The sequence below is a fragment of the Thiomonas islandica genome (assembly GCF_055383445.1).
Genome location: NZ_AP042391.1, coordinates 1,223,337 through 1,240,254 on the forward strand (window position 1 = coordinate 1,223,337; position 16,918 = coordinate 1,240,254).

18 protein-coding genes are annotated in these 16,918 nt (G+C 62.6%); 15 read left to right on the plus strand and 3 right to left on the minus strand.

The window, feature by feature from the left end; all coding sequences use genetic code 11:
• The first annotated feature begins 57 nt into the window (after positions 1–57).
• The 5 genes from ACZ47F_RS05925 to ACZ47F_RS05945 are packed head-to-tail and all read left to right on the plus strand — an operon-like array spanning position 58 to position 7,131.
• The gene (locus ACZ47F_RS05925; RefSeq protein ID WP_464926356.1) at positions 58–855 is read left to right on the plus strand and encodes a TetR/AcrR family transcriptional regulator; all 798 of its coding nucleotides are present in this window, start codon (positions 58–60) and stop codon (positions 853–855) included.
• A gap of 36 nt (positions 856–891) precedes the next feature.
• Entirely contained in the window at positions 892–2,688 is a 1,797-nt protein-coding gene (locus ACZ47F_RS05930; RefSeq protein WP_464926357.1) for an acyl-CoA dehydrogenase C-terminal domain-containing protein, read from the plus strand.
• A gap of 17 nt (positions 2,689–2,705) precedes the next feature.
• A complete protein-coding gene (locus tag ACZ47F_RS05935) occupies positions 2,706–5,105 on the plus strand; it encodes a 3-hydroxyacyl-CoA dehydrogenase NAD-binding domain-containing protein (RefSeq protein ID WP_464926358.1) in 2,400 nt (799 codons plus the stop codon).
• A gap of 21 nt (positions 5,106–5,126) precedes the next feature.
• Entirely contained in the window at positions 5,127–6,326 is a 1,200-nt protein-coding gene (locus ACZ47F_RS05940) for an acetyl-CoA C-acyltransferase (protein WP_464926359.1), read from the plus strand.
• A 28-nt stretch (positions 6,327–6,354) separates the two neighbouring features.
• Complete coding sequence (locus ACZ47F_RS05945; protein WP_464926360.1) at positions 6,355–7,131, plus strand: enoyl-CoA hydratase; 777 nt, start codon at positions 6,355–6,357, stop codon at positions 7,129–7,131.
• A gap of 33 nt (positions 7,132–7,164) precedes the next feature.
• Here the strand turns inward: ACZ47F_RS05945 and trmL are convergent, their stop codons facing one another.
• Positions 7,165–7,635 (minus strand): tRNA (uridine(34)/cytosine(34)/5-carboxymethylaminomethyluridine(34)-2'-O)-methyltransferase TrmL, encoded by a 471-nt coding sequence (gene trmL, locus ACZ47F_RS05950; RefSeq protein WP_464926361.1) that lies wholly within the window; start codon positions 7,633–7,635, stop codon positions 7,165–7,167.
• Between the two features lie 20 nt (positions 7,636–7,655).
• Positions 7,656–8,342, minus strand: a complete 687-nt coding sequence (locus tag ACZ47F_RS05955) for a phosphoribosyltransferase family protein (protein WP_464926362.1) — start codon at positions 8,340–8,342, stop codon at positions 7,656–7,658.
• A 59-nt stretch (positions 8,343–8,401) separates the two neighbouring features.
• Here ACZ47F_RS05955 and ACZ47F_RS05960 point away from each other — a divergent pair, with 59 nt between their 5' ends.
• The 7 genes from ACZ47F_RS05960 (at position 8,402) to ACZ47F_RS05990 (ending at position 14,028) form a co-directional block, all read left to right on the plus strand.
• The gene (locus ACZ47F_RS05960) at positions 8,402–9,370 is read left to right on the plus strand and encodes a methyltransferase domain-containing protein (RefSeq protein ID WP_464926363.1); all 969 of its coding nucleotides are present in this window, start codon (positions 8,402–8,404) and stop codon (positions 9,368–9,370) included.
• 200 nt (positions 9,371–9,570) lie between these two features.
• Complete coding sequence (locus tag ACZ47F_RS05965) at positions 9,571–10,119, plus strand: DUF2244 domain-containing protein (protein WP_464926364.1); 549 nt, start codon at positions 9,571–9,573, stop codon at positions 10,117–10,119.
• 40 nt (positions 10,120–10,159) lie between these two features.
• Complete coding sequence (gene coxB / locus ACZ47F_RS05970) at positions 10,160–11,026, plus strand: cytochrome c oxidase subunit II (RefSeq protein WP_464926365.1); 867 nt, start codon at positions 10,160–10,162, stop codon at positions 11,024–11,026.
• Between the two features lie 96 nt (positions 11,027–11,122).
• Positions 11,123–12,754, plus strand: a complete 1,632-nt coding sequence (gene ctaD, locus ACZ47F_RS05975; protein ID WP_464926366.1) for a cytochrome c oxidase subunit I — start codon at positions 11,123–11,125, stop codon at positions 12,752–12,754.
• A gap of 8 nt (positions 12,755–12,762) precedes the next feature.
• A complete protein-coding gene (locus ACZ47F_RS05980) occupies positions 12,763–12,888 on the plus strand; it encodes a hypothetical protein (RefSeq protein WP_464926367.1) in 126 nt (41 codons plus the stop codon).
• Between the two features lie 55 nt (positions 12,889–12,943).
• The gene (locus ACZ47F_RS05985; RefSeq protein WP_464926368.1) at positions 12,944–13,156 is read left to right on the plus strand and encodes a DUF2970 domain-containing protein; all 213 of its coding nucleotides are present in this window, start codon (positions 12,944–12,946) and stop codon (positions 13,154–13,156) included.
• An 11-nt stretch (positions 13,157–13,167) separates the two neighbouring features.
• Positions 13,168–14,028 (plus strand): cytochrome c oxidase subunit 3, encoded by an 861-nt coding sequence (locus ACZ47F_RS05990; RefSeq protein WP_464926369.1) that lies wholly within the window; start codon positions 13,168–13,170, stop codon positions 14,026–14,028.
• A 53-nt stretch (positions 14,029–14,081) separates the two neighbouring features.
• On the opposite strand, the gene ACZ47F_RS05995 is transcribed toward ACZ47F_RS05990, so the two are convergent.
• On the minus strand, positions 14,082–14,285 hold the full coding sequence (locus ACZ47F_RS05995) for a twin transmembrane helix small protein (protein ID WP_464926370.1): 204 nt from the start codon (positions 14,283–14,285) through the stop codon (positions 14,082–14,084).
• A 17-nt stretch (positions 14,286–14,302) separates the two neighbouring features.
• Between ACZ47F_RS05995 and ACZ47F_RS06000 the strand changes: the two genes are divergently transcribed.
• From ACZ47F_RS06000 to ACZ47F_RS06010, 3 genes are read left to right on the plus strand one after another with little or no spacing between them, the layout of a single operon-like run.
• Positions 14,303–15,088, plus strand: coding sequence for an SURF1 family protein (locus tag ACZ47F_RS06000; protein WP_464926371.1), 786 nt, complete (start codon positions 14,303–14,305; stop codon positions 15,086–15,088).
• Positions 15,089–15,117: 29 nt separating this feature from the next.
• The gene (locus ACZ47F_RS06005; RefSeq protein ID WP_464926372.1) at positions 15,118–15,756 is read left to right on the plus strand and encodes an SCO family protein; all 639 of its coding nucleotides are present in this window, start codon (positions 15,118–15,120) and stop codon (positions 15,754–15,756) included.
• Positions 15,753–16,916, plus strand: coding sequence for a COX15/CtaA family protein (locus tag ACZ47F_RS06010; RefSeq protein WP_464926373.1), 1,164 nt, complete (start codon positions 15,753–15,755; stop codon positions 16,914–16,916). Before ACZ47F_RS06005 ends, ACZ47F_RS06010 begins: the two co-directional genes overlap by 4 nt.
• Positions 16,917–16,918: the final 2 nt, after the last annotated feature.

The window sequence follows — 16,918 nt, forward strand, 5'->3', positions numbered from 1 at the left end:
CGCCCGGAATGGGAAATAGTACGATCGTTCGTTTTTTATACAAACCCTGCACATCCCATGAGTTCCCGACCCTCTGCCGTCTCCGCGCGGCGCGCGCCGCGCAAACCATCGGCCAGACAGCCGGCGCCCGCAGCGCTGCAGGACATTGCCACCGCGCCCACGCCCGCCTCCGCCTCCGAGCCCGCGCTTGCACCGGTCAGCGGCTCGGCCAAAGGGCGGCAGACGCGGCAGGCGATCATCGACTGCGCGCTGCAGATGGCCGGGCGCATCGGCCTGGAAGGACTGTCGATCGGTGTGCTGGCCGACCGCATGGACATGAGCAAATCCGGCGTGTTTGCGCATTTCGGTTCGCGCGAGGAGTTGCAGATCGCGGTGATCCGCGCCTACCACGACCAGTTCGAGCAGGAAGTGTTCTACCGTGCCATCGAACAGCCCCGCGGCATGCCGCGGCTGGCAGCGATGGTGCAGCGCTGGCTGCAGCGGGTGAGTGTGGAAATGGAGACCGGCTGCATCTACATCTCCAGCGCAGTCGAGTTCGACGACCGTCCCGGCCCAGTGCGCGAGGCGCTGGTGGCCATGATCCAGACCTGGCACGACGCGGTGCGCCGCGCCATTACTCAGGCGATCGACTGCGGCCACCTCAAGTCCGACACCGACCCGCAACAACTGCTGTTTCAAATCCACGGCTACATCCTGGCGCTGCACCACGACGCGCGTCTGCTGCGCTTGCCCAACAGTTTGGCGCTGGCCTGCCGCAGTCTCGATGCCCTGCTGCGTGCGCAGGCCACACCCGCCGGACTGGCGCTGCTCACTCCGTGTCAGGCCGGACCGGCCCCAGGCGGCGCTGCGCACTGATCCGTCTTTCATTGCCCGAACCCGAAGGAGACCTCTATGCCTCAATACACCCCACCGCTGCGCGACATGCAGTTCGTGATGCACGAGGTGCTCGACGCCACGGGCACGCTCAAGGAACTGCCGCCGTATCAGGACATCGACGCCGACCTGATCAACCAGGTCTGCGAGGAAGCCGGCAAGTTCTGCACCGAGGTGTTGCAGCCGCTCAACGCCAGCGGTGATGCCGAAGGCTGTCACTACGACGCCGCCACCCACAGCGTGACCACGCCCAAGGGCTTCAAGGCCGCATGGGACCAGTTCGTGCAGGCCGGCTGGACCGCGCTGACTGCCGACCCGCAGTACGGCGGCCAGGGCTTGCCGCATCTGGTGGGCAGCGCGGTGCATGAAATGCAGAACGCCGCCAACCAGGCCTGGACCATGTACCCCGGGCTGACCCAAGGTGCGGTCGAACTGCTGATGGCGCATGGCAGCCCGGAGCAAAAAGATCTCTATCTGCCCAAGCTGGTGGCTGGACAGTGGACTGGCACCATGTGCCTGACCGAGCCGCACTGCGGCACCGATCTGGGCCTGATCCGCACCAAGGCCGTGCCGCAGGCCGACGGCAGCTACCGCCTGAGCGGGCAGAAGATTTTCATCTCCAGCGGTGAACACGATCTGGCCGAGAACATCGTCCACATGGTGCTGGCCAAGTTGCCCGACGCGCCCGAGGGCAGCAAGGGCATCTCGCTGTTCATCGTGCCCAAGTTCCTGCCCGACGAAGGCGGCGGGGTGGGTCGTCGCAACGGCATTTTCTGCTCGGGTATCGAGCACAAGATGGGCATCCACGCCAACTCCACCTGCCAGATGACCTTGGACGACGCCACAGGCTGGATGGTGGGCGAGCCCAACAAGGGGCTGGCGGCGATGTTCGTGATGATGAACGGCGCGCGTCTGGGCGTGGGCATGCAGTCACTCGGCCTGACCGAAGTGGCGTATCAAAACGCGCTGGCCTACGCCCGCGAGCGGCTGCAGATGCGCGCGCTGTCCGGCCCGAAGGCGCCGGACAAGCCGGCCGATCCCATCCTGGTGCACCCGGACGTGCGCCGCATGCTGCTGACCGCCCGCGCCTGGGCCGAGGGCGGGCGGTTTCTCGCCTACTGGGTGGCGCTGCTGCTCGATCAGTCGCTGCACCACCCCGATGCCGACAAGCGCAAGGATGCGGACGATCTGGTGGCGCTGCTCACCCCGGTGGTCAAGGCCTTCATCACCGATAACGGCCTGCAGGCCACCAACGAGTGCCTGCAGGTATTCGGCGGGCATGGCTACATCCGCGAATGGGGCGTGGAGCAGTTCGTGCGCGATGCCCGCATCAACCTCATTTACGAAGGCACCAACACCATCCAGGCGCTCGATCTGCTGGGCCGCAAGGTGTTGATGGACGGCGGCGCGCGCATGCGCAAGTTCGGCAAGATCATCGCCGATTTCATCGAGGAAGAAGGCGTCAACGAGGCGATGCAGGAGTTCGTCAACCCACTGGCCGAGCTGGCAGACAAGATGCAAAAGCTCACGATGGAGATCGGCATGAAGGCGATGACCAACAGGGACGAAGTAGGGGCTGCTGCCGTGCCCTATCTGCGTGTGGCTGGACATGTGGTGTTCTCTTACGCCTTTGCCCGCATGGCGCAGGTGGCGCTGCGCAAGATTGCCGCCGGAGACACTTCGCCGTTCTACCAGGCCAAGCTGCAGACCGCGCGGTTCTATTTCGCGCGGCTCTATCCCGAATCGGCCGCAGCCATCCGCATGGCGCGCAGCGGCGTCAAATCCCTGATGGACACCGAGGCGGTGTTCGCCTGACCCGAGAAGGAATCGCAATGACTCAAACTCTTCATATCCGCAAGGTCGCGGTACTCGGCGCCGGGGTGATGGGCGCGCAGATCGCCGCGCACTGCGTCAACGCCCGCGTGCCGGTCGTGCTGTTCGACCTGCCCGCCAAGGAGGGCGACAAGAACGGCATCGTCGACAAGGCGGTGGCCAACCTCAAGAAGCTCAGCCCGGCGCCGCTGGGCGACGCGGCCGAAGCCGGTCTGATCCGTCAGGCCAACTACGACACCGACCTCGAACTGCTGCAGGACTGCGATCTGGTGATCGAGGCCATTGCCGAGCGCATGGACTGGAAGCACGACCTGTACAAGAAGGTCACACCGCACCTGGGCGGCAACACCGTTTTCGCGTCCAACACCTCCGGACTGTCGATCACCGCGCTGTCCGAGGGCTTTGGTGACGACCTGCGCAAACGCTTCTGCGGCGTGCATTTTTTCAATCCGCCGCGCTACATGCATCTGGTCGAACTCATCCCGACCGCGCACACCGACCGCGCGATTCTCGACCGGCTCGAAACCTTCCTCACCACCACCCTGGGCAAGGGCGTGGTGCGCGCCAAGGACACGCCTAACTTCGTCGCCAACCGCGTGGGCGTGTTTTCCATCCTGGCGGTCATCAGAGAAGGTGAGACATTCGGCCTGGGCTTTGATGTCATCGATGATCTCACCGGCTCCAAGCTCGGCCGCGCCAAGAGCGCGACCTTCCGCACTTCTGACGTGGTCGGGCTGGATACCATGGCACATGTGATCAAGACCATGCAGGACACCCTGCCGCTGGACAAAGACCCATTTGCCGCGCTCTACGCCACTCCGCCGGTGCTGGCTACTCTCGTGGCCAGAGGCGCGCTGGGCCAGAAAACCGGCGCCGGGTTTTACAAGAAGGTCGGCAGGGACATCCTGAAGTTCGACCCGGCCAAGGGCGACTATGTGCCGGCCGACGGCAAGGCCGACGAGATCGTGGTGCGCATGCTCAAGAAGCCCGCTGCCGAGCGCTTCAAGCTGCTGCGCGAATCGAGCAACCCGCAAGCGCAGTTCCTCTGGAGCATTTTCCGCGACGTCTGGCATTACTGCGCGCTGCATCTGGCCGACATCGCCGACAACGCGCGCGATCTGGACTTTGCCATTCGCTGGGGCTTCGGCTGGAACGAAGGCCCGTTCGAGACCTGGCAGGCCGCGGGCTGGAAGCAGATCGCCGATTGGATTGTCGAGGACATCGCCGCCGGCAAGACGCTGTGCAGCGCGCCGCTGCCCGCCTGGGTCAGCCAGGTGGACGCCGTGCACAAGCCCGAGGGCTCGTATTCCGCAGCGAAGAATGCCTATGTCGGGCGCTCCAGCCTGCCGGTGTATGCGCGGCAGATGTTCCGCCAATCGGTGCTGGGCGAGAACGCGCCCGAGCCGCTGAAGTCCGGCACCACGGTGTTCGAGGATGAATCGATCCGCCTGTGGACCGCGCCTGGCGCGGACGATGTGCTGTTGGCCAGCTTCAAGACCAAGATGAACACCATCGGCCCGGGGGTGATCGCCGGGCTGCACAAGGGCATCGCGCTGGCCGAGGCCGGCTACAAAGGCCTGGTGGTCTGGCAGCCCACCTCGCTGTCGGGCGGGCCGTTTTCCGCCGGGGCCGACCTGCAGTCGATGCTGCCGGCCTTCATGGCGGGCGGGCCCAAGGCGATCGAGCCCGAGGAAAAGAAACTGCAGGACCTGATGCTGACCCTGCGCTATGCGCAAGTGCCCACGGTGGCCGCGGTCTCGGGCATCGCACTGGGCGGGGGCACCGAGCTGAGCGTGTACTGCGCCCGCCGTGTGGCGCATTTCGAAAGCTATATGGGTCTGGTCGAGATGGGTGTGGGGCTGATTCCGGGTGGCGGCGGCCTGACCTATCTGGCCCGCCGCGCGGCGGAAGAAGCCAAGGGCGGCGACATCCTGCCCTTTCTCAAGACTTATTTCCAGGCGGCGACAATGGCCACGGTGGGCAAGTCGGCGCTAGAAAGCCGCAGCCTTGGCTACCTCCAGCCGTGCGATCCCATCGTGATGCATGGGCATGAACTGCTGCATGTGGCAGTCGGTCAGGCGCGGGCGATGTTCGATGCGGGCTACCGCCCGCCGATTCCCGGGCAGACCTTCCCGGTGCTCGGCCGCAACGGTGTGGCCACCATTCAGGCGCAGCTGGTCAATCTGCGCGACGGCGGTTTCATCTCGGCTTACGACTTCGAGATCGCCAGTCGCATCGCCACCGTGCTGTGCGGCGGTGATGTGGAAGAGGGCGCGCAGGCGGACGAAGCCACGCTGATGGCGCTAGAACGCAAGCATTTCTGCGAACTGCTTGGCCAGGCCAAGACCCAGGAACGCATCATGGGCATGCTGCAGACCGGTAAGCCGGTGCGCAACTGATCCGGCCATCAGGAGAATGACATGAGCAAACAAATCCAGGACGCCTACATCGTTGCCGCCAAGCGCACGCCGGTGGGCAAGGCCCCGCGCGGGATGCTGAAAAACCATCGTTCCGACGATCTGCTGGTGCACAGCATCCGTGCCGTGCTGGCACAGGTGCCCAACCTCGACCCCAAGCTGATCGAGGATGCGATCATTGGCTGCGCCATGCCCGAGGGCGATCAGGGCATGAACGTGGCGCGCATCGCCGCGCTGCTGGCTGGCCTGCCCGATACCGTGGGCGGCGTGACCATCAACCGCTTCTGCGCATCGGGGCTGACCGCGATCCAGATGGCCGCCGACCGCATTCGCGTGGGCGAGGCCGATGTGATAATCGCCGGCGGCACCGAGAGCATGAGCCGCGTGCCGATGGGCGGTTTCCATCCCAGCTTCAATCCGGCGATCTTCGCCAACGATGCGCATGTGGGCATCGCCTATGGCATGGGCATGACGGCGGAGAAGGTGGCGCAGCAATGGAAGGTCAGCCGCGAGGAGCAGGACGCCTTTGCGCTGGCCTCGCATCAGAAGGCGCTGGCCGCTCAGGCCGCGGGCGAGTACAACGATGAAATCGCCCCGCTGGACATTGTGGAGAAGTTTCCGCGCCTGGGTACCGCCGAGGTGGACATCAAGACCCGCAGGATGATCGCAGACGAAGGCCCGCGTGCCGACACCACGCTGGAAGCCCTGGCCCGGCTCAAGCCGGTGTTCGCCGCCAAGGGCAGCGTGACCGCGGGCAACAGCTCGCAGACCTCGGACGGTGCGGGTGCGCTGATTTTGGTCAGCGAAAAGATTCTCAAGGCATTCAACCTCACCCCGCTGGCGCGCTTCGTCAGCTTTGCGGTGCGCGGCGTGCCTCCGGAAATCATGGGCATCGGGCCGAAGTTCGCCATTCCCGCTGCGCTGGACAAGGCCGGGCTCAAGCTGGACGACATCGGCTGGATCGAGCTCAACGAGGCGTTTGCCGCGCAGTCGCTCGCGGTGATGAAGGATTTGGGCATCAACCCCGAGGTCCTCAACCCCCTGGGCGGTGCCATTGCCTGGGGTCACCCGCTGGGCGCCACCGGAGCGATTCGCGCCGCCACCGCGATCTACGGCATGCGCCGCCGCAAGGCCAGGTACAGCATGGTCACGATGTGCATCGGCACCGGCCAGGGCGCGGCCGGAATTTTCGAGAACGTCTGACCTTCGCCCTTTTTCAGGAGACGAGCGCATGAACCAGGTGCAGGTGGAGTTGCGCAGCGGTGTGCTGCACATCGTGTTCAACCGTCCGGAAAAGAAAAACGCGCTGACCCTGGCGATGTACGATGCGGCCAACGCCGCATTCGAGCGCGCCGCCAGCGATGTCCAGGTGCGCGCGGTGCTGATCGCGGGCGAGGGCGGCAGCTTCACCGCAGGCAACGATCTGCAGGATTTTCTCTCTCACCCGCCACAGGGCGAGGACGCGCCGGTGTTACAGTTCCTGCGCCATCTGGCCACGCTGGACAAGCCGCTGGTCGCGGCGGTGCAGGGGTTTGCGGTTGGTGTGGGCACCACGCTGCTGATGCACTGTGACATGGTCTATGCCGCTGACGACGCGCAGTTCGTGCTGCCGTTCGTCCAGCTCGGCCTGTGCCCCGAGGCCGCGTCCAGCCTGCTGCTGCCGCAAATCGCCGGCTACCAGCGCGCGGCGGAAAAGCTGCTGCTCGGCGAGCCGTTTGACGCGGCCGAGGCGCAGGCCATGGGGCTGGTCAACCGCGTGCTGCCCGTGGACGAGCTGCGCGCGTTTGCCGTGGCGCAGGCGGAAAAATTCTCCCGCCTTCCCGGCCCGTCGGTGCGCGCGACCAAACGTCTGCTCAAGGGACTGGGCGACCAGGGGCCGCAAGCGGTGCTGGCGCGCATGCGCACGGAGGAGGCGCTGTTCCAGGCCCTGCTTGCCGCCCCTGCTGCACGCGAGGCGATGCAGGCTTTCCTGCAAAAGCGCAAGCCGGATTTTTCGGCGATCGAGTAAGGGCAACACTGGACAAGCCCCCTACGCGCGCTCTCAAACCCCGCCCGCATATCCATTCTGCCGCCAGGCTTCGAACACGGTGACGGCCACCGCGTTGGACAGATTGAGGCTGCGTTGTTGCGGGCGCATCGGCAGGCGCACCCTTTGCTGCGGCGGAAACTGCTCGCGCACGTCCTGCGGCAAGCCGCTGGTCTCTGCGCCGAACACCAGCCAGTCGCCTGGCGCAAAGCGCAGCGAGCCAATCAGCCGGCTGCCATGCGTGGTGAAGGCAAACAGCCGCTCGCGCGGCGGCTGGGCGCTTGCGAGAAACTGCGCCCAGCCGGCATGAAGCTGCATCGAGGCATACTCGTGATAGTCCAGCCCGGCGCGGCGCAGCTGACGGTCGTCGACCGAAAACCCCAGGGGTTCGATCAGGTGCAGGGCGCAACCGGTATTGGCGCACAGGCGAATGACGTTGCCAGTGTTGGGCGGAATTTCGGGATGGACTAGAACGACGTGAAACATCGCGGTTCGGCAGGGGGGTGTCAGTGCGATGGATCAAACGGCGTGCGCAGAGCCACCGCCACCCACACGGCCTCGGCACCCTGCCTGCGCAGCAGCCGCGTGGCCTCGCTCAACGTAGCTCCGGAGGTCATCACGTCGTCCACCAGCAGCAGCGACTTGCCGTCCCATCGCGTGTCACAGGTATAGGCGCCGCGGATGTTGCGCCGCCGGGCGTCGAGCGGCAATTGGCTCTGCGCAACGCCATGCCGCACCCGGCGCAGGGCGTGCGGATCCGCAGGGCGGTGCAGTCGGGCCGCAATGCGACGTGCGATTTCCCAGGCCGGGTTGAAACCGCGCTCGAGCAGCCTCTGGCGCGAAAGCGGAACCGGGAGAATGACATCGGGCACAGGCCAGCCAGCCTGCACCCAACGCGCGCCCAGCAACTCACCGAACCAGCGCCCGAGCGCCGGCTCGGCGCCGAATTTCAACCGCAGAATGAAGCGATCGTTGGGAAAGCGGTAATCGCCCAGGGTCAGCGCACCGGTCCAGGGCGGTGGACGCAGCAGGCATGTCCCGCAGACTTGGCCATGCTGCGACACGACCACGGCGCACCGCGGGCAGCGTGCATGCCACATCAGATCCTGCTGCATGCAGGCGGGGCACAGCGGCTGGCTGCTGCGGGCGTCGCAATGCGCACAGCGACCCGGCCACAGCGCGGACCAGCCCAAGGCAGGCAAAATAGGATGCTCGTGTGTGGACATCTCCGCACTATATCGCCCACCATGCGTTGCAGCTCCTCAATCCGTCCTGGCTGATGGATCGCCCAGATCAAATTCTTGCCGCGCAGCAGCAGGCCCGCTGGCTGGCGGCGACGGCCTGCGCGCGTGACCGGCTCGCCCGCTTCGATCCGCCTTTCATCTGGCTCGAGGCGGCACGGCGCATGGCCGAGCGACTGCCGTTGCTGCGGGCGCAGGCTAGGCGCGTGCTTGATGCTGGCTGCGCCTGGGGAGACGGCCTGGACCTGCTGCGCCGTCAGTACCCTCAGGCACAGATCCTCGGCTACGAGCCATCGCCACTGCTGGCACAGATCGCCGCGCGGCGCTTTGTCCGCGCTGGCTGGGCGCGCTGGTTCGCACGTCGCGGCAAGGTGCAGGTGCAGGCGGTGGACGCAGCCGACCCCGAATATCCGGCGCAGGCCGATGTGCTGTGGTCCAACCTTTATCTCGATTGGCAGTGCGATCGCGCACCGGTGCTGGCCGCATGGCGTCGCCACTTGCAACCCGAGGGGGCGCTGTTTTTCACCACCTTCGGCCCGGATACCCTCAAGGAACTCGGCGCAGTCTGCAGCGCCATGGGGTACGGCTCGCGGCCGATGACCTTCGCCGACATGCACGACCTCGGTGACCAATTGGTGCAGGCCGGCTTTGCCGATCCGGTGATGGATATGGACCTGGTGCGCATGTCGTGGCCCTCGGCGCAGGCGGCACTGTTGGAACTGCGCGCGCTCGGAGCCGTGCCGCATGTGGCACGCGCGGCCGGGCTGCGCACGCCGCGCGCGTGGCGGCGTCTCACCGCCGCCCTCGATGCCACCGCGGGAGCCGACGGGCGCATCACCCTCACCTTCGAACTCGTTTACGGCCATGCGTTTCGTCCACGCACCGAGCGTGCGCGCGCCGGACAGGCCACTTTCGACCTCGATCAATTGCGCCGCACTGCGCGTCAACCCGAATTGCGTGGCAAGCCGCAACAGGGCTAAAACCTGCGACATCCCGTCGCAGTGACAACCTGAAACATTGTTTGAACGGAATGTGACGAGATCATCTTGATCTCGCGCAAAATCAACGCAGGTGATCGCCGCAAGACGGGTGCGGCATCCTGTCGCACCTATAATTGGCTTCCCATTCAGATTTGTGGCCATCCTGGGAACCTTGCCCGAGAGACACGCAAGTGATGCAGATGCACAACGTCGATCATCCGCAATGCGCGACAGAGCAGGCGCTGCAACACGCGGCTTGCTCGGCTGCCATCGCTCAAGAGAATCTGCCCAGCGCTGCTGCACAAACGAGCGAGTGCTGGGTGCGAGATTGGGTCTTTCGGCGCAACTGCGCAATGTCCCCACAACAGTTGATGATGTTTTTCATCTCCCTGAGCGTGGTGTCATTGGTCGTGGCGGCCATTGCCTGGGATGTGGGTGGGTCGTTCGTGATGCCGTTCACCGCAATCGAATTGGGCTCGGTTGCCATCGCGCTGCTGGTCTACGCCCGGCACGCTACCGATCGAGAGTGTGTGCGGCTTTCTCCGCAGTGTCTGCAGGTGGAATGGGAAAACGCTGGCGTGGTGCAGTCGGTCAGCTTCAATCCGCATTGGGTGCGGATATCGCTGCCCGACAGCGGCCTGATTGCGCTGTCCTCTGCCGGGAAAACGGTGTATGTCGGTCGGTTTACGCGGCCGGAGCGGCGGGTGCTGCTTGCCAAGGATTTGCGGGCCGCGTTGCGGGCCCTTTGAGTTGATTCAGCGACAAGACCAACTTTGACAGTGGGGTGACATGAAAGCATTGCATCAAATCCAACTGGCGACCGCGGCATCCCTTCTGGGGGTCATGGGCGCAGCACATGCCGCGGTGGAGAGCCTACCCGGTGGGCCTCAGGTTCTGGGGCTGTATTTCCAGGATCCGGTCACCCCGATCGCCAAGCAGGAAAAATTCCTGATGGACATGATGCTCTGGGTTTGCCTTGGCATCGGCATCGTGGTGTTCGGTGCCATGTTCTATGCGGTGTTCAAGCACCGCAAGTCCAAAGGGGCCGTGCCTGCAAACTTTCATGAAAGCACCAAGGTCGAGATTGCGTGGACCGTCATCCCGATCCTGATCGTGATCGCCATTCTCGTTCCGGCGACCCGCACCGTGATCGCGCAGGAAAACCATAGCGATTCCTTCATGACCATCAAGGTCACCGGGGCGCAGTGGAAGTGGGGCTACGACTACATGGCCGGGCCTGGCAAGGGCATATCGTTCTGGTCCACGCTGACCACGCCATACTCCCAGATCTACGAAGGCAAAGACCTGCCCAACGACTTTGTTCTGGCAGTCGATCATGAGCTGGTTGTGCCGGTGAACAAAAAAATCAAGATCGTCACGACGTCAGACGATGTTCTTCACGGCTTCTACGTCAATGCGCTCGGCGTGCAGATGGATGCCATCCCTGGTTTTGTGCGCTCAACCTGGTTCACTGCCGAAAAGACTGGAACCTACTACGGCCAATGCGCCCAGATTTGCGGCAAGTATCACGCGTTCATGCCCATCGTCATCAAGGTAGTGACCATGCCCGAGTACGAGCAGTGGGTGGCGCAGTGGAAAAAGACGCATCCGGACAGCACGCCGTCAGCTGACGGCGCAGCGCCGAGCAAGACCTAGTCGCAGCGGTGGAGAGAGACAGTCCGGCGCAACACAGCTGGGCACCATCACAACAACGTCTGAACACGTTCTGGAATCGCAGGAAAGGAAGACATCATGAGCGCAGTCATTGACCACGCACCGCCATCGGCCCATGCCGGTGACCATGCCCACGAACATCCACACGGCCTGCGCCGTTGGCTGTTCTCCACCAATCACAAGGACATCGGCACGATGTATCTGCTGTTTGCCCTGTGGATGCTGTTCGAGGGCGGGATTCTGGCGCTGGGCATCCGCACCGAATTGTGGAAACCGTATGTCTGGCTGCTCAACCCCGAGCTGTACAACGCGTTTTCCACCATGCACGGCATCATGATGATTTTCGGATCGGTCATGCCGGCGCTGGTGGGCTTTGCCAACTGGATGATTCCAATGCAGATCGGCGCGCCCGACATGGCGTTTCCGCGCCTGAACAATCTCAGCTTCTGGCTGTTGGTTCCTGCCGGCATCCTGCTGACGGCGTCGTTCTTCGTCCCTGGAGGCGCGCCGGGTGTGGGTTGGACGCTGTACGCGCCGCTGACCATTCAGCAAGGCATGGGCATGGACATGGTGATTTTCGCTATCCACATCATGGGGGCCTCCTCCATCATGGGGTCGATCAACATCATCGTCACCATCCTTAACCTGCGCGCCCCAGGCATGACGCTGATGAAAATGCCCCTGTTCGTCTGGACCTGGCTGATCACCGCCTACCTGCTGCTGGCCATCATGCCGGTGCTGGCTGGTGCGGTCACCATGACCCTGACCGACCGCCACTTTGGCACCAGTTTCTTCAGCGCGGCTGGCGGCGGTGATCCGGTGCTGTACCAACACCTGTTCTGGTTCTTCGGACATCCCGAGGTGTATGTGATGATCCTGCCCGTGTTCGGGATTGTCAGTGCAGTGGTCCCGGCGTTTTCGCGCAAAAAACTGTTTGGTTACAGCTCGATGGTGTATGCCTCGGCCTCGATCGCCATCCTGTCCTTCCTGGTCTGGGCACATCACATGTTCACCGCGGGCATGCCGACCACCGGTCAGCTGTTCTTCATGTACGCGACGATGTTGATTGCCGTGCCTACTGGGGTCAAGGTGTTCAACTGGGTGGCCACCATGTGGCGCGGCTCACTGACGTTTGAAACACCGATGCTGTTTGCCGTGGGTTTCATCTTCGTGTTCACGCTGGGTGGATTCACCGGCCTGATGTTGGCCATGGTGCCGATCGACACGCAGTTGCACAACACATATTTCGTCATTGCCCACTTCCACTATGTGCTCGTTGCGGGTTCACTGTTCGGCATTTTCATGGGTTTTTATTACTGGTCGCCGAAGTGGACCGGTGTGATGTACAACGAAACCGCCGGAAAGATCCACTTCTGGACGTCGATGATCTCGTTCAACATCGCGTTCTTCCCGCAACATTTCCTTGGTTTGGCGGGTATGCCGCGTCGCTATGTGGCCTATCCAGTGCAGTTCACCGACTTCAATCAGATCTCGACCATCGGCGCCTGGCTGTTCGGCCTGTCGCAGGCGTATTTCCTGTTCGCTGTGGTGATTCCGGTGCTGCGTGGAAAGGGCGAGAAGGCGCCCCAGCGTCCATGGGAGGGTGCCGAAGGTCTGGAATGGGAAGTTCCCTCGCCGGCGCCATTCCACACCTTTGAAACTCCGCCCAAGCTCAACGCCGATGCGACGCGGGTTCTGGGCTACAACTGAAAACTGAGATGAGCGATCGTCGGCTTCCACCGGAAAAACGCCGCCAGAACTTCAAGACGGCGATGATCATGGTCAGTATTGCGCTGGCGATCTATCTCGGTTACATCATCAAGGCGAAAGTCTTGGGAATTTGAACGCGGAGCCGGGCATCTATCCGATGTCCGGCTTCCGAAATGTTGAAGGGATGCGTTGAGCAGACAGTCTCAGCCTTCTTTCCTGCGTGCACTGATCGCGGTTCTCTGGTCATTTGCCGGGATTCGTAAGTCGAGTGAACGGAGTAAAGATTTTCAGAATGTTCGGCCTGAACATATGATCCTTGCGGGCTTACTTGCTGCGGTCGTGTTCGTGGCCGGCTTGATTTTGATCGTCAATTTGGTGATTTCCAGCGCTGCGCGCTCATAACAGGAGGCAATATGGCATCGACATCCCAGCCGCACGGGTATTTTCTTCCCGGGCCATCCCAATACCCAGTGATGACTTCAATCGGTCTACTGGCGATGGCATTCGGCGCAGCTTTGTGGTTCAACAGTGTTGCGCATGCTGAATGGGTGTTGCTCGCCGGGTTCGTCTGGCTGGTTTATGTGGTGTATCACTGGTTTGGCGAGGCCATCCAGGAAAGCGAATCCGGCAAGCACAACCAGCGGGTCGATGTCTCCTACCGCTGGAGCATGGCCTGGTTCATTTTTTCCGAGGTGATGTTCTTTGCGTCGTTTTTCGGCGCGTTGTATTACGCGCGAGAATTCGCATTGCCCGATCTCGCTGCGTTGCACAGCAAAATTCTCTGGCCGAATTTTGCCGGCACTTGGCCCTCTACTGGTCCAGGCGGATTGATTCCGGCGGTACACGAAGCACTGGGGCCCTGGCCGATTCCAACCATCAACACTGCGCTGTTGCTGAGCTCTGGTGTGACCCTGACCATTTCGCACCACGCGCTGCGCGCTGCGCACCGCAACAAGGCGATCTTCTGGCTCGCAATGACCATCTTGCTCGGTGTCATCTTCCTGTTCATGCAAGGATATGAATACCACCACGCCTACACGGTCGAAGGGGTCAAGTTGAGCTCGGGCATCTATGGCTCGACCTTTTTCATGCTCACCGGCTTCCACGGTTTTCACGTGTTCCTCGGTGCGACCATGCTGACCGTGGTGCTGATCCGACTGATCCGTGGCAATTTCACAGCAGACCATCACTTTGCCTTCGAAGGCGCGGCTTGGTATTGGCACTTCGTGGATGTGGTCTGGCTGCTGCTTTACGTTCTGGTCTACTGGCTCTGACAGATTCCCATCGAAAAAATGCGCCGCTGTTGCGGCGCATTTTTACTTCGGACTCACTGTCCGACGTCGTGCGGTTGTATCCAGCCGAGCTTGTAGCTGATGATCAGGATCAAGAACAGCAGCACAGAGAATCCGACCCGAAATGTCAGTGCATACACTGCGCGATTGCTTTTGCCCTTATCCTTCATCACGAAGAACAGACCGGAAAACAGGCTGCCAATGATGAGCAGGAAGGCGATCGGGATCAAGATTTTCATGGCGTAGGTCCGTGCAGATGAATCAACAGGTTAACTCAGATTCGGACTTTCGGATGCGTGGCCGTGCATTTGGCCCCAGAGAGTTTCTGATCGTTTTCCTGGGAGTGCTGGTGATTGGCATCACCATGTCGCTCGGGTTCTGGCAGCTTGACCGTGCGCATGAGAAGCAGGCGTTGCAGGCGCGTATGCAGCAGCGCGAGCGAGCTGCGCCGCTGCGGATCGGTCAGGATGCGATTTCGCTTGACCGTGACGTGTGGAGACGGGCGGTTGCAAGCGGCGAGTTTGCGCAAAACCTCACGATCTATCTGCAAAACCGCCAGCAGCATGAGCAAACCGGCTTCTGGGTGCTGACCCCGCTGAGACTGACCGGACGTCATGAATACGTGATGGTGCTGCGGGGTTGGATTCCTCGAAATTTTCAGGCGATGGATCTGATCGCGCCTTACAAGACGCCGCAAGGGTTGACGCAGATCGCTGGACTGATCGCGCCGCCGCCCTCCCAATGGTTTTCGTTTTTTCCCGATCCGCCAGGTGCAACCATCCGGCAGAACGTAAACCTGCAGAAGTTCGCGCAGGACCATCACATCAACCTGCTTCCGTTCGTTCTGCGTCAGTCTGGACATGCAAATGACGGCCTGGGCCGCGACTGGCCAGCCGCGAATACGGGAGTGGGCACCAACTACGGCTACGCAGCGCAATGGTTTGCGATGAGTGCCACCGCTGCGGTGTTGCTCGCCTATTTCGTGTTTCGTCGACTGCGCATGTCGCGTCACGACGGTGCGATGTCGGCGAACCCGATTTGACGATGGACCCTATCACAGTGAGTACGTCCTTGAATTCCAGTTTGAATCCTCCCGGTCAGCCGCCAGCGCGCAAAGCACGCTCGATGCTCACCCTGTGGCTGTTGCTGGCACTGTCGGCGGCGCCGATCATTGCTGCTTTCTTTCTGTTCTACGTGGTTCACCCGACGGGGAAGCCATCCTATGGCCAACTGATCGAACCGCAGCGGCCGATTCCATTCGATCTGGGTTTGAAAACCTTGGACGGCAAGCCTTACGACCTCAAGCGGCTCGAGGGATACTGGCTGATGGTGATGGCTGCGCCTGCAGCCTGCGACGCGCAGTGCCAGCAATCGTTGTTTTACCTGCGTCAGATTCGCATTGCGCAGGGGGACGAGCGCGACCAGATCGTGCGGGTATGGCTGATCACCGATGCCGGCCCGGTCAACCCGGGTGTGCTGGCGCCTGCGGCGGGCACGCTGATGCTGCGCGGAGATCCGCAAAGGCTCGCGTTGTGGCTGCCCAACCAGGGCGGTGTGCTGCAGGGACCGATCTGGCTAGTCGATCCGTTTGGTCACCTGATGATGGAATTTCCGCCCAACCCCGACCCGACCAGGATCCGGCGCGTGCTGGCCAAGCTGCTCTACAACAACGCCGGCATCAAGTTCAAACATGTGGAGCCCGTGCAATGACGCTCGCAAGCAATGCCATCTGGCAATTCTCCCTGCACTGGATGCAGGCTCTGGTGTGGATCGTGGTGCTGGCCGGCGTGTTCTGGGTCGGCCTGAAGATGCGCTGGTCCAAGTTGACTGCCGTGCTGGTGTTTCTCACCCTGGATCTGGTGATGTTCGGCTCGTATGTGCGGCTGACCGATTCCGGCCTGGGCTGCCCGGACTGGCCCGGGTGCTATGCCAAGTTCACGCCGCTGCAAGCGCATGAGCAGATTGCGCAGGCCGTAAAGGAGCAGGGGGGCACGCATGGCTATGTCAGCCCGTTCAAGGCCTGGGTCGAGATGATCCATCGCTATGCCGGCAGCATCATCGGCACGCTGATCATGGTGCTGCTCGCACGTGCAGTGTGGGCGCGTCGGCATGGTGAAGATATCCGGCTTGGACTGCCGATCGCGCTGTTTCTGTGGGTGGTGTTGCAGGGGCTGTTTGGCAAGTGGACAGTCACCATGCGACTGATTCCGCTGGTCGTGACCCTGCACCTGATGGGGGGCATCATCTTATTGATGCTGCTGGCGTGGTTCTGGATGCGCAACCGTGCCGACCTGGTGAGTGTTTCTGCCGGGGCGCTGACCCGTGGCCTGCTGTGGCTGGCTGCGGGCGCGGTGTTGGTGCAGATTTTCCTGGGCGGCTGGACCAGCACCAATTACGCCGCGTTGGCCTGCAGCGGATTCCCGACCTGCAATGGCACCTTCACTCCAGATGCCGACTGGGCGCAGGGCTTCGCGCTCTGGCGCCATCTCGGCCTGACGGCGGACGGCCAGCCCATCACTGAAGCGGCGCTGGTGGCGATCCAGTGGGGCCACCGCCTGTTTGCGATCGTGGCCACAGCGGCCGTGTTCGCTGCGGTGGCTGCGATGTGGCGCTACCCGGCGCTGCGACGCCTGGCCGTGTGGACCGGGTTTGCCGTGGTGTTGCAGATCGTTTTTGGCATCGTGCTAGTCACCGAAGGGCATCCCCTGGTCGTGGCGGTGGCGCACAACGGCGGCTCGGCTGTGTTGATGCTGCTGCTCACCACCGGCATTTACCGTGTCAGTGCCAAGGCGCGTGAGCAGGCGCCTTCGGAGTCGCTCGGCTCGGCTTTTGTCAAACCGCGGGCGAATCTCGCGCTGCACCGGCACTGATG